Annotated in this window: 12 protein-coding genes; 6 read left to right on the top strand and 6 right to left on the bottom strand. The window is 34.8% G+C overall.

Translation table 11 applies throughout. The features are described from left to right. Positions 1-148: 148 nt before the first annotated feature. Genes QHH19_04165 through metG form a run of 3 tightly spaced genes read right to left on the bottom strand, consistent with a single transcriptional unit; the run spans position 149 to position 4,328 of the window. A complete protein-coding gene (locus QHH19_04165) occupies positions 149-1,231 on the bottom strand; it encodes a metallophosphoesterase (GenBank protein MDH7517520.1) in 1,083 nt (360 codons plus the stop codon). A gap of 43 nt (positions 1,232-1,274) precedes the next feature. Next, on the bottom strand, positions 1,275-2,168 hold the full coding sequence (locus QHH19_04160; protein ID MDH7517519.1) for a phosphoribosylaminoimidazolesuccinocarboxamide synthase: 894 nt from the start codon (positions 2,166-2,168) through the stop codon (positions 1,275-1,277). A gap of 24 nt (positions 2,169-2,192) precedes the next feature. Further along, the gene (gene metG / locus QHH19_04155) at positions 2,193-4,328 is read right to left on the bottom strand and encodes a methionine--tRNA ligase (protein MDH7517518.1); all 2,136 of its coding nucleotides are present in this window, start codon (positions 4,326-4,328) and stop codon (positions 2,193-2,195) included. A 304-nt stretch (positions 4,329-4,632) separates the two neighbouring features. On the opposite strand from metG, the gene dnaG reads away from it, so the two are divergent. Together dnaG and QHH19_04145 are read left to right on the top strand one after the other, a co-directional pair. Then, positions 4,633-5,895, top strand: coding sequence for a DNA primase DnaG (dnaG, locus tag QHH19_04150; GenBank protein ID MDH7517517.1), 1,263 nt, complete (start codon positions 4,633-4,635; stop codon positions 5,893-5,895). Positions 5,896-6,055: 160 nt separating this feature from the next. Then, positions 6,056-6,361: a UPF0058 family protein gene (locus tag QHH19_04145; protein MDH7517516.1), complete on the top strand. Its 306-nt coding sequence runs from the start codon at positions 6,056-6,058 to the stop codon at positions 6,359-6,361. On the opposite strand, the gene rimI is transcribed toward QHH19_04145, so the two are convergent. Further along, positions 6,358-6,795 (bottom strand): ribosomal protein S18-alanine N-acetyltransferase, encoded by a 438-nt coding sequence (gene rimI, locus QHH19_04140; protein ID MDH7517515.1) that lies wholly within the window; start codon positions 6,793-6,795, stop codon positions 6,358-6,360. The genes QHH19_04145 and rimI overlap by 4 nt on opposite strands. Positions 6,796-6,884: 89 nt before the next feature. Between rimI and QHH19_04135 the strand changes: the two genes are divergently transcribed. Then, on the top strand, positions 6,885-7,655 hold the full coding sequence (locus tag QHH19_04135) for a sulfide-dependent adenosine diphosphate thiazole synthase (protein ID MDH7517514.1): 771 nt from the start codon (positions 6,885-6,887) through the stop codon (positions 7,653-7,655). Positions 7,656-7,663: 8 nt separating this feature from the next. Here the strand turns inward: QHH19_04135 and QHH19_04130 are convergent, their stop codons facing one another. Together QHH19_04130 and QHH19_04125 are read right to left on the bottom strand one after the other, a co-directional pair. Continuing rightward, positions 7,664-8,731 (bottom strand): hypothetical protein, encoded by a 1,068-nt coding sequence (locus tag QHH19_04130; protein ID MDH7517513.1) that lies wholly within the window; start codon positions 8,729-8,731, stop codon positions 7,664-7,666. 34 nt (positions 8,732-8,765) lie between these two features. Further along, on the bottom strand, positions 8,766-10,058 hold the full coding sequence (locus QHH19_04125; GenBank protein ID MDH7517512.1) for a phenylacetate--CoA ligase: 1,293 nt from the start codon (positions 10,056-10,058) through the stop codon (positions 8,766-8,768). 147 nt (positions 10,059-10,205) lie between these two features. On the opposite strand from QHH19_04125, the gene QHH19_04120 reads away from it, so the two are divergent. From QHH19_04120 to QHH19_04110, 3 genes are all read left to right on the top strand, one after another. Next, positions 10,206-10,379: a hypothetical protein gene (locus tag QHH19_04120; GenBank protein ID MDH7517511.1), complete on the top strand. Its 174-nt coding sequence runs from the start codon at positions 10,206-10,208 to the stop codon at positions 10,377-10,379. Continuing rightward, positions 10,379-11,944, top strand: coding sequence for a sodium/solute symporter (locus QHH19_04115; protein MDH7517510.1), 1,566 nt, complete (start codon positions 10,379-10,381; stop codon positions 11,942-11,944). Before QHH19_04120 ends, QHH19_04115 begins: the two co-directional genes overlap by 1 nt. A gap of 42 nt (positions 11,945-11,986) precedes the next feature. After that, positions 11,987-12,499, top strand: a 513-nt coding sequence (locus QHH19_04110) for a saccharopine dehydrogenase NADP-binding domain-containing protein (protein MDH7517509.1), incomplete at its 3' end; no start/stop codon positions are given.

Here is a 12,499-nt window from a genome sequence, read left to right as displayed (position 1 = left end):
TCCGTGATCACAGACTCCAGCAAACCAGTTTGGACTCCTATACATCGACTACTAACCATGCGTCATAGGAAGCTCCGTCATTTATGGCGGAGAGGATGTCACATAATTTTTTATATATAAATAATATTATAAGTTATTAATTTTTGACTCATACGTCAGTTTTTTTGTAGCAAGAAATAAACTTCATGATTTTTATGGTAGACCCAAACTGTTTAGATGCCAGATTAAGATGTATTTTAGAACTATAATAATTCGCAGATGAAACCTCTAATTTCACACAATCATCAAGCCAAATATCATCACTTAAAACACTGATATTCCTGTAATGAACATCTTCTTTACAGTCATCGGTTTGAACATAAAGTGTTGGGTACTGACTACAATTCAATGGCATTTCCGTATACTCGTTTAAATCATGATCATAGACTCTAGATCTATGTGTATGACCTGCTAAAACAACTTCAACATTATATGTTTCGCACAACTCAACAAATTCTTCTCTGTTGTTGATAAATAAGTCATTTTTTTTGCCTACCGCTGGATGATGCATTAAAATGATTTTATGTGTAGACTGACAGTTACTAAGTTCTTTTTGCAGCCAGTTTATGTCGCAGTCAGAAAGCCCTTCACCATGCCAATCAAACAAAATAGAAATATTAGAATAATAGTTTGGACCTGTATCCATAAAAAATAAACTAGTATCACCATATGTAACAACGTATCTATCCTCATCTTGAATGTGATTTTTATCTATGTATTTATGGTAATTTTTTAGATTACGGTTAAAACAATAATCGTGATTGCCTGGCGTTGTATAGACAGGAATTGAAAAATTCACATCAGCATACAACTGCCCATCTTTCTTATATAAACAGCTTATAAATGCCTGACAATTGAGAGCACCAGATATCCCACTTCCACCCCACTCAGTTAAATCACCAGTTATTACAATAAAAGCTGGTTTAACACTAAAAGAACAAACATAATCTAAAACACCTTTAAATCTCTTAACTGATTTCTCATTAAAATCGAATTTTTTGTTCAAAACATGCGTGTCTGTTATGTGAACAAAATAAAAATCATCTTCAACCTTAATGGTTTCTGTTTTTTCTGAAATCAAATTACCGTTTTCACTATAGATAGGGTTTTTGCCAGACAAACCTCCAAAAGCTAAACTGCTAGTAAACAGAACAAAAAACATCAACAAAGCAATGATCTGTAACCTCTTCATAGAAACATCACATATACATTCTGTTGTTTATATGTTTCTAACTTTAATGCTTAAATGTGAACTTCTCACCAGTTAACCGCTCATAAGCCTCAATATATTTCTTCTGAGTCTCAAGTATAACATTCTTCGGTAAATGAGGGGGCGTAGAATCCCTATCCCAACCAGTACTAATAAGATAATCACGTACATACTGTTTATCAAAACTAGGCTGACTTCTACCAGGCTCATATTTATCAGCAGGCCAGAAACGAGAAGAATCAGGTGTTAACAACTCATCAACAATAGCAATACGGCCATCAATCATGCCGAACTCAAACTTTGTATCAGCAATAATAATACCTTTTTCACGAGCATAGCTGGATGCTCTCTCGTAAATATCTACAGACAACCTCTTTATTTCCTCAGCAACATCATCACCCACTAGTTTTTTCATCTCATCAAAAGAAATATTGATATCATGACCACTTTTAGCCTTTGTAGAAGGAGTAAACAAAGGGCTGCTAAACTTGTCAGATTCCATAAGACCACCAGGTAATTTTATGCCACAAACAGTACCATCTTTTTTGTACGACTCCCAAGCAGAACCAGAAATATAACCACGCACTATACACTCAACAGGAAAAACCTCAGCCTTTTTAACCAACATACTTCTACCATACAACAAATCATTATACTCTCTAACATCACATGGGAAATCAGAGATATCAGCAGAAATAAGATGACTAGGAATTATATCCCCAAAAAAATCAAACCAGAAACGAGAAATCTGCGTGAGACAAACACCCTTAAATGGTATCGGATCAGGTAAAACATGATCAAAAGCAGATATACGATCGGTCACAACTAGTAGAAGGTTATCGTTGCATTCATAAACATCCCTAACCTTGCCTTTTTTAAAAACCTTAAGTGGTAACTTGGTGTCAGTAACAACTTTCATACGTTTTTCTCCCCAAAATTTTTTTTATAGTATCTTTGCTCCCTTTTTAACAGTTCTGTCTGAAACAACCTTACCTTTTTCACTCATTAGATTCTTACCATGATAGGTTGCTTCCTGGTTATCCCCAATTACCATTTCAACTTTTTTGAAATCCTCAAACTCTAGAGTACTAACTGGTTCATGCGGTATACCTTCAACAGTTATCCTTGAACCAGGATTTGCATCACCAGGGTTCAACAACGAAACCACTTTATCTGTATCCTCAGCAGCTAGAAGCATACCTTTAGATTCAACACCACGTATCTTCGCGGGTTTAAGGTTAGCAACAACCACGATAGATTTACCCTTGATTTCATCATGTTTATAGTAAGGTTTCATACCAGCTACAATAACACGTTTACCAAATGCACCGAGATCAACCTGTAACAAATACAAAGTATCTGCCTGCGGGTGATCCTTAACATCAACAACCTTTGCAACACGTAAATCAAGCTTTGAAAACGGATCGGTACCAACCATAAAATCATCCAACACTAGTTTCTTAAATAACGGTTTTGGTTTTTCAATAGGACTACCAACATTTATTTCATTCAAAGCAGAATCCCAACTAACTATATGTACAGATTCTTTATTACCAAGCATCCTCCATATCTCATCAGATGAAAAAGGTAGATACGGTGCCATAAAAACAGCCAACGCCTGCACAATCCTCAAACAAACATGTAACACAGTGCCGCAACGCTCCCTGTCTGATTTTATGAGCTCCCAGGGTTTATTCTGATTAAAATAAACATTACCGAACTGGGCAAGATTCATAGCTGATCTAAGACCTTTTTTGAAGCTGCAACCGTCTATTGATTCACCCACTTCTTTATAGGTTTCCTCAATTTTTTTAATCGCCTTTTCATCTAAATCATTTAACTTACCTTTTTCAGGGATTTTACCAAAAGCATTATGCGTAAACGTAACAACCCTATGAACAAAATTACCATATGTCCCAACAAGCTCATCATTGTTTTTTGCCACAAAATCATCCCATAACCAGTTCGTATCCTTATTCTCAGGCATATTAATAGACAAATAATATCTGATTACATCTGCATCGAAACGTTGCAGAATCTCAGGAACCCAGATACCAACACCCCTACTTTTAGAAAACTGTTCACCCTTCAACATGAGGTACTCGTTAGCAGGAAGATCATAGGGGAGATTCAAAGATTCATCGTAACCCATAAGGATACATGGCCAGATAATTGAATGAAACGGGATGTTGTCTTTTGCTAAAAAATAATAATGTTTCGCCTTCGGGTTTTTCCACCACTCCTCCCACTTTGCAGGTTTATAATGTTTCTTGGACCATTCTTTACTCGCTGAAAGATAACCAATAACAGCATCAAACCAAACATAGATCCTCTTGTTTTCGAAACCAAAAACCGGAACACGAACACCCCAATTAATATCTCTAGTTATAGCACGATCCTTTAAACCATTCTGCAACCAGTTATTAGTAAACTTTAACACGTTTGACTTCCAATAATTTTTATCCTTAATCCAGTCTAACAACTTCTTCTCAAATGCACTCAGAGCAAAAAAAAGGTGTTCGGTTTTTTGAACAACTGGTGTTCCACCACAAATTTTACATCGAACATTTTTCAACTCAAAGGTATCTAATAGTTTCCCACAGTTATCGCATTGATCACCACGTGCCGTATCATAAGAACAATGAGGACATGTCCCCTCAACATAGCGATCAGGTAAAAAACGTTCACAGTTTTTGCAATAAAAAGCATCAACACTTTTTTTGTAAATATATTTTTTTTGATACAACTCTAAAAAGATTTCTTGTACGGTTTTCTCATGGTTCTCTGTAGTGGTACGAGTAAACAAATCAAAGGATATACCGAGCTGTTTCATGTTTGTTGCGTGTTCCGCGTGGTAGCGATCAACAATTGCTTTGGGTGTAGTCTTCTCGTTCTCAGCAGTGATAGTTATAGGTGTACCATGCTCGTCACTACCAGAAACCATTAAAACGTCTCTACCAACCATTCTGTTGTAGCGTGCGAATATATCAGCTGGTAGATAACAACCAGCTATATGTCCAAGATGAAGCGACCCGTTTGCATATGGCCATGCCACCCCAATGTATATCTTCTCTTTCATTTCTAAAACCAACTCTTATGTGAATTTATGTGAATATAGGCATAACATTTAAATATGGCGCAAGCCTAATATATTGTTGCAATAACAAATTAATAAATTTAAAAGAAAAATAGCACAAAATTTGAATGTGTTAATCAAAATTAAGGATTAATTCATTTACCCGCATGATATGGATCATCTAAATGATTGGAATCAAAAAATGCAATAATTAGGATTTACACCTAAATTTGCTACAAAGCGGATGAAGGTGCTATTTTTCAAAAAGGATGATATGAAGATAATATGAAATTGAGGTGAAAAAATTATGGTTATAGATCCAGCAACAACAAAATACTTGATTAAGGCTCGTATAAAAGCAGAAGGCATAATAGAAAAATCAGATGTAGTCGGAGCTATATTTGGGCAAACTGAAGGACTTTTAGGCGACGAATTAGACTTAAGAGAATTACAAAGATCAGCAAGAGTAGGGAGAATAGAGGTAGAACTCGACTCTAAAAATGGTAAAAGCGAAGGAGTCATAACACTACCCACATCACTTGACAAAGTAGAAACAGTCATACTCGCAGCAGCATTTGAGAGCATAGACCGGGTAGGGCCGTGCAAAGCAACAATAACCACCGAGGAAGTAGAGGATGTAAGAGTAGTAAGAAGAAAAAAGGTTATCGAAAGAGCAAAAGAAATACTAAACAAGGTGATAGAAGAAAGCAAAATAGAAGGAGAAAGCATAACAGATAATGTTAGACAAGCGGTACAAGTTGAAGAGATAATACACTATGGACCAGACCACTGCCCAGCAGGACCAAATGTTGACAAAAGTGATTCAATAATTGTTGTAGAGGGCAGACGTGATGTACTCAATCTGCTGAAATATGGTATTAAAAACGTTATAGCAGTCGGAGGAACAAACATACCAAAAACAGTTATAGATTTAACCAAAGAGAGAGTAACAACAGCCTTTGTAGATGGAGATAGAGGCGGCGAACTAATACTAAAAGAATTACTGCAAACAGCTGACATAGACTTTGTAGCAAGAGCACCACAAACAAGAGAAGTAGAAGAAATACCACAGAAACTTATAACGAAAGCATTGAAAAACAAGATACCAGCTGAGCAATATGCTGAGATGTATGACATAAAATACGAAAAAGATAAAGAAAGCAAAGACAGAAAAGAAATTATGATCCGAGAGATGGTTGAGAAAGAAAAAGAAGAAGAAAAAACTATGAGACAAAAAACAGAGGAAATAGTAGAAGAAGAAAAACCAAAAATTATAACAGAGGAACAGAAAAAATATGGTGCGGTACTAGAAGAAATAGCAGGTTCTTTAAAAGCAGTGTTATTTGATAAAAACAACAAAGAAATCAAAAAAATACCTGTTAGGGAGTTAACAGACGCGTTGAAAAAAAGCGACAACATAGCCGTGGTTATATTCGATGGTATAATAACACAGAGGCTACTAGATATAGCTGACAGTAAGAACGTTAAAGAAATAATTGGTATGAAGAGGGGCAATGTAGTGAAAATGCCTACATCAGTTAGAGTATTGACAAAAAAAGATCTGGAATAACAACCCCCTCATCTTTTTTTTTTAAATTTTCCCCATGTCAACAACGATGCTGTAGTTGTTGATCTCAAAAACAAGTTATAAAAAGCTGATGGAAAATAATAAAAAGCCTTTGTATTATTTAGTTATAATTTACTGTTTGAGGAATTGGACGGGTATTATAATGCAGAAAGATGAATTAATACAACTCCACACTTTCTTGCTACAATTGAAAACACATCTTGAATGCATGGTTAAGAACAATGGGGGGGAGGAGTTTGCGTACTATCAAAAACTGAATGTTACACCATATCAGGTATACAAGTCTAAACGGGAACATAAACTTGCGGTTTTTGCTCTTAGTAAAGGTATAGCTGATCTTCTGTCAAATAACAATCACCCTGGTTTAGAGAAGATTTCTAATAGACTTGATCAGATGGCAACAAGGTTCATGACAAACAAAGAAAAAGAAGAATTGAAACGAAGTTAGATGATCTTTGTCATGAGGTAAGCGTTTTCCCCGTTTTGATAAAAATTTTTTATTGTGTCAACTATTCTAAAACCATGTTTCTGATAGAACTGTATTGCTTTTTTGTTATCGGTTCTAACTTCTAGTTCGATGTATTTAACATTGTGTTTAACAAGTTCGCTAAGTAGGTTTTTTAATAGAGTGGTACCTATGTTTTGTCTCCTGTTTTTTTCTTCTACTGATAGCATTAGTATGCGTCCTTTTTCTTCACCTGTTTTTACTCCTATGATAAACCCGATTATTTTGTTTAATTTCTCTGCTACCCATATTCCATCTGGGAATGTTTCGTAGAAATAGTTGAATATGCTTGGGTTGTAGTTTTCCGTTAGTGTCTCGGATGCTAGTTTTACTATTGAAAACATGTCATCTGGTTGAAATTTTCTGATTGTTAACACAAAAAAACTGACAAGATTGTAGGGTATAAATTGTTAGCGGTATATTTAATAAGCTTAGGTTAATTCATAGTCGCTATGAGGCTTTGTTTATGGGGATTGATGATATTGTTGTAACAAGGGTTATATTCGACCGTTTCTCAAAAGAGTTTAAGGATTGCTTCGAGGTTGATGTTGCTATTGCTGGTGCTGGTCCTGCTGGTTTAACTGCTGCTAGATATTTGGCTAAAGCTGGTAAAAAGGTTGTAGTTTTTGAGCGTAAACTTTCTGTTGGTGGTGGTATGTGGGGTGGTGGTATGACGTTTCCAGTTATTGTTGTTCAAGGGGAATCTAAACACATTCTTGAGGAAGCAAAAATAAAAATAAAGGATGAGAAAGATGGGTATTATAGTGCTGATTCTATAGAGGCAATCACAAAGCTTTGTTCGTCTGCAATTGATGCTGGTGCCAGAGTTTTCAACGCGATTTCTGTTGAGGATGTACTAATTGATAAAAAAAGGGTGAATGGTTTTGTAATAAATTGGAGCCCTGTTGGAATGGCTGGTCTGCATGTTGATCCGCTGTCTATACGTGCAAAATACTGTATTGATGCAACAGGTCATGCTGCTGAGGTTTGTAGAATTGTGATGAGAAAGGTTGGCAGGCTTAATACACCTAGTGGAAAAATTGAGGAAGAAAAATCTATGTGTGCAGAGATTGGTGAGAAAACAGTTGTTGAAAATACTAAAGAGGTTTATCCTGGTCTGTTTGTTGCTGGTATGGGTGCTAATGCTGTTTATGGTGCACCACGTATGGGACCGATATTTGGTGGTATGCTTTTGTCTGGTAAAAAAGCTGCTGAACTTATTTTGAAAAAACTATAATATTCTTTTTACACGAGATACATAGAAAAAACATAGATTAGTAAAACAACGATTGGTACGCAAACGATAGTCGTCCAAGTAACAGAATGTGCAGTTGTTTTTTTGTCGATGCCGTATGGTACTAAAAACATGTTTGTACTGGTAATTGGTAGAATTGAGTTTATAACTATAACCACAAACCATTCATTTGGGATAATATCTAAGCATAGCATGGGGCTAAAAATCAGAACAACTATAATTGGTGTGATAACAACTGTAAGGAAAAATATATTTCTCACCCACGCCCAATGGTTCTCAGATGTATATTTTTCAAGTCCAAATAGTTTTTTGAGTTCATCTTTTTTTAAATCACGTATGTGGATGCCTGAGCCAACATAGTATAATGCAGCAGGTATTGTCAGAGATGTAAAAAAATCAAATATTGTACTGGCTGAATACCCAAAACTCTTTGGTGTAACACCTACCAGAGCATGTAAGGTAATTGCTGCAAAAGCAAAAACCAGAAGATACCATGGGAATATTCTTAGATACCATGGCAACGCATGTACTTTCGAGTAGCCCCCAGTTTTCTTGGTATCCTTTTTATGTAAATGTGAAAGGATATACGGGATAATAGCAAAAAGAAAGATCGCTCCGATGCTCATATATATTGCAGCAGGGGTTCTCCACGATGAAATAGCTAGCAGGGCACCGCCTACAAAAGCTGAGCTTCTACCTTGGTTTGTTAAAGCAGTTTTTAGAAAATGTTTTTTTTCTTCGTCTTTCAGTTTTAATTTATCTGCTTTGTACCTTGAATAGAGATATGCTATAGCATACGTCATGGATAAAACTATGAAGCAGATGCCTGTGAATATAATTTCGTTTTCGTGAAAATCCACGCCTAAAAATATTTTAAACAAAAGTAGTGGGACGAAAAAGTAGAGCAGTATAAGCCCTATCTTTTTCATAATCTTATTTATTTTTTCTTCTTCAAAAAAATGCGAAAGTAACAGTGTTACAATAAAACCTACCAGTATCCATGGTAGAGTCCAGAGACCTTTTATGTAGGGTAGTATTGACTCCAGTACCTCGATCATAATCTTATATAATCCTCATAAAAAAATAATTTTTTTATCTTTCAATAACACGCTTAGCTTTCCCAGTGCTCCTTGGTAATGTCTTTGGTTGGAGAGTTTTAACTGGTATATTCAAGTTCAAAATACGATAAATTGCAGCCTCAACCTGTTTCTCAAGATCATCTAGATGACCTTCTTTGTATCTCTCCTCAGTGGGTTCTATCTCCACAGATAAAGAGGTGATATCTCCTTTTTTGGTTTTAACAATTTGATAATTATCACTTATGCCAGAGACTTGCATAATTGCCGCCTCAATTTGTGATGGGAAAACAATAACGCCTTTGACCTTCATCATATCATCGCTACGGCCCTTTATACGTGACTGTATTGGTAAAGTACGTCCGCATTCGCATTCTTCATCGCTTATAGATGCGAGATCTCTTGTACGGAAACGTAAAACAGGAAAAGCCTCTTTTGTAAGAGTTGTAAAAACAAGTTCCCCCTCTTCATCAAACCCCTTTGTTTCACCAGTATCCGGGTTAATTATCTCCGGAAGAAAATGGTCTGCGTTTATATGAAGTTTCTTATACTTGCATTCAGAGACAACACCTGGGCCTATAAGCTCAGTTAAACCATAGTGCTCATGTGCAACAATACCCCAACGTTTCTCAATATTGTTTCTCATTTCATCACTCCATGCCTCAGCACCAAAAAGACCTATGCGAAGCTTGAAATCCTTAGAAGGATTCAAACCGTTTTCCTCAGCAACCTCAGCTATATGCAAAGAATAAGATGGAGTGCAGGCAATAGCAGTGGTACCAAAATCCTTCATCACATCAATCTGTCTCTCTGTGTTACCAGAGCTGATTGTTATAACCATGGCACCAATTTTTTGTGCACCCTTTTCAAAACCATGTGCACCTGTGAAAAGACCATAGCCATATGCGTTTTGCATGATGTCATATTTTCTAAGTCCATTTGCCCAGATCGACCTAGCCATCATTTCAGCCCAAATCTCAACATCATTTCTTGTATACGGCCCAACCACTGGTTTCCCTGTAGTACCTGAAGACGCATGAACCTCTATTATATCATCAAGTGGAGTGCAGAGTAAACCAAATGGGTAATAATGTCTTAGATCCTGTTTTGTGAGAAAAGGAAGTTTTTCTAAATCCTGCAAAGTTTTAATATCATCAGGTTTAACATGAGCTTTTTTTAGATTATTATGATAAAACTCGTTATTTTTGTAAACATAGTAGACCAATTTTTTTAATCGTTTTAATTGAAGTTTTTTTAATTCCTTTAGCGGTTTTGTTTCTATTTTTGGGTCCCAGAACTCTTTTTCCATAGAAACCTCCCTTTTTGTGGCTTGAATAAACTATTTAGTTATAATGATTTTGAAAAAAAATTAAGAAAGATATAAATTATACTATCTGTTTTCTCTGCTCAGTACCATGAAATAATATCTTTGTTTATTTGGGGAGGAAGATAAGATATGGGTTTGATACTTGGAATGGATATCTGGGTGTTTGCAGCTTGGATTTTAACTATATTTTCTGCAATTTTTTGTGTAATTTATGGAATTTATCATGAATTTTTAAAAAAACCATTAAAAAATAATAAAACTGATAATAAAAAAGAAAACATTGTTGAGCAGGAGGAAAAATAATGGATATTATTTTATTCATAATATTCATGGGTATTTTTGCAGCTGTATTTACTTATCTTGGATATCTGGGTTACAAAAAAACGAAAACAAAAGAAGATTATTATGTTGCTGGTAGAAAGATGGGCCCAGTTATTATTGCATTTTCATATGGTGCGACATTTATCAGTGCTGTTGCCTTAATTGGTTTTTCTGGGATGGCTTCAATATACGGTTTTTCACTTCTTTGGCTTGCATTTTTAAATATTTTTGTAGGTATAATAATCGCTTTTATTTTTTATGGTTTTAGAACAAGAAAAATGGGTCTTTCTTTAAATGCTATGACACTTCCAGAGTTACTAGGTAATAGATTCAATTCAAAAAAACTACAAGCTACATCAGGTTTAATTATTGCAATTTTTATTATATTTTATACAACAGCTGTTTTTTTAGCAATTGCATCATTATTTGAAATTACTTTTGGAATTCCATATTGGGTTTGTGTAGTAATTTTCACACTAGTTGTTGGTATTTATTTAATAGTTGGTGGGTTGTATGCTGTTATGTGGACACATGCTATCCAAGGTGTTTTAATGCTTATTGGTATGCTTATTTTAGGTATTAGAATTTATGGAATGCTTGGCGGTATTGGTCCTGCTCATGAGGCTGCTGCTTCAATTACTACTCAACAATTACTTGATATGGGATGGAAAAGCGTACCAGTTGGGTTCACAACATTGACATCAATGCCTGAGCCATTTTCACCTGCTTTTATGTTTCTTTTAACATTAATATTTGGCGTTGGTATTGGTGTTCTTGCTCAACCGCAGCTTATTATAAGATATCTTTCAGCAAAAGATGAAAAATCCTTAAGACAAGCAATACCATATGGTGGTATTTTTATTCTACTAATGACCTTCATTGCATTTTCAATAGGTCCTCTTTGTAATGTTCTAATGATAAACAATGGTTTACAATACCCTGGAACACCAGATAAGGTTGTTCCTTTGATTGTTAACGAATTTTTTCCAACCTGGTTTGTTATACTTTTTCTTTTTGCAATACTATCAGCTGCAATGTCAACAGCTAGTGCATTGTTTCACACAGCAGGAGCATCCATTGGAAGAGATGTTTGTGAAAAAGGTTTTATGAAAGAGTGCTCAGAAAAAAAAGCATTAACAATTACACGTGTTGCAACATTTGGCATAGTAATTGCTACTTTATTACTTTCAATATATCCACCAGATGTTGTTGCTGTTTTAACATCATTCTTTTTTGGACTAATGGCTTGTACTTTTCTTGCACCATATACACTTATGCTTTATTGGAAAAAAACAAGCAGAGCTGGTGCATGGGCAGGAATACTTGGCGGATTCATTTTTACAATGATTTGGTATATCTTTGTTTATTATAAAACAGCTCCATCCTTAATTGGTGGTTCAATAACAAATAATTACATTATAAACATGTTAGATCCAATTTTTATCGGGTTACCACTATCGTTTATTTTGACTTTTGTTTTTAGTATAACAATAAAACAGGATAAAGCAGAAATAGAAACCATGAATAAAGCATTTGAAAGTATTTAATATAAAAAATACATTTTATTTTCTAATGGGGGACAAAATATAATGCATATACTGATTCTTGGTGCTGGAATGATGGGTCGTGCCATTGCTTTTGATTTGTTTCATTATTCAAATTTTGAAGAAATTGTAATTGCTGATAAAAGTAAACAAATACTTGAGTCAACTAAAAAATTTCTGAAACATAAAGAATTTAATTATCAAAAATTAGATATAGAAAAAACAATTACATTAAAAAAATATTTTAAAAAATTTGATTTAGTAGTTTCTGCTGTTCCCTATAAATTTAATTACATTTTAGCAAAAATAGCGGTTGAAACAAAAACTAATTTTATTGATTTAGGAGGAAACAATGATATTGTTAAAAAAGAGCTTAGTTTATTTAAAAAAGCAGTTGATAATGGTGTCACAATAATTCCTGATTGTGGTCTTGCACCTGGTTTAACATCTGTTATTACAAAGGATATTGTTGAACAAATGGATCATGTTGATTATGTTAAATTGAGAGTTGGTGGTTTGCCGCAAAATCCAAAACCTCCTCTTAATTACCAGATAGTT

Source organism: Candidatus Thermoplasmatota archaeon (assembly GCA_029907305.1).
Classification (GTDB): Archaea; Thermoplasmatota; E2; order DHVEG-1; family DHVEG-1; genus JARYMC01.
This window is presented reverse-complemented; position numbering and strand designations above follow the sequence as displayed.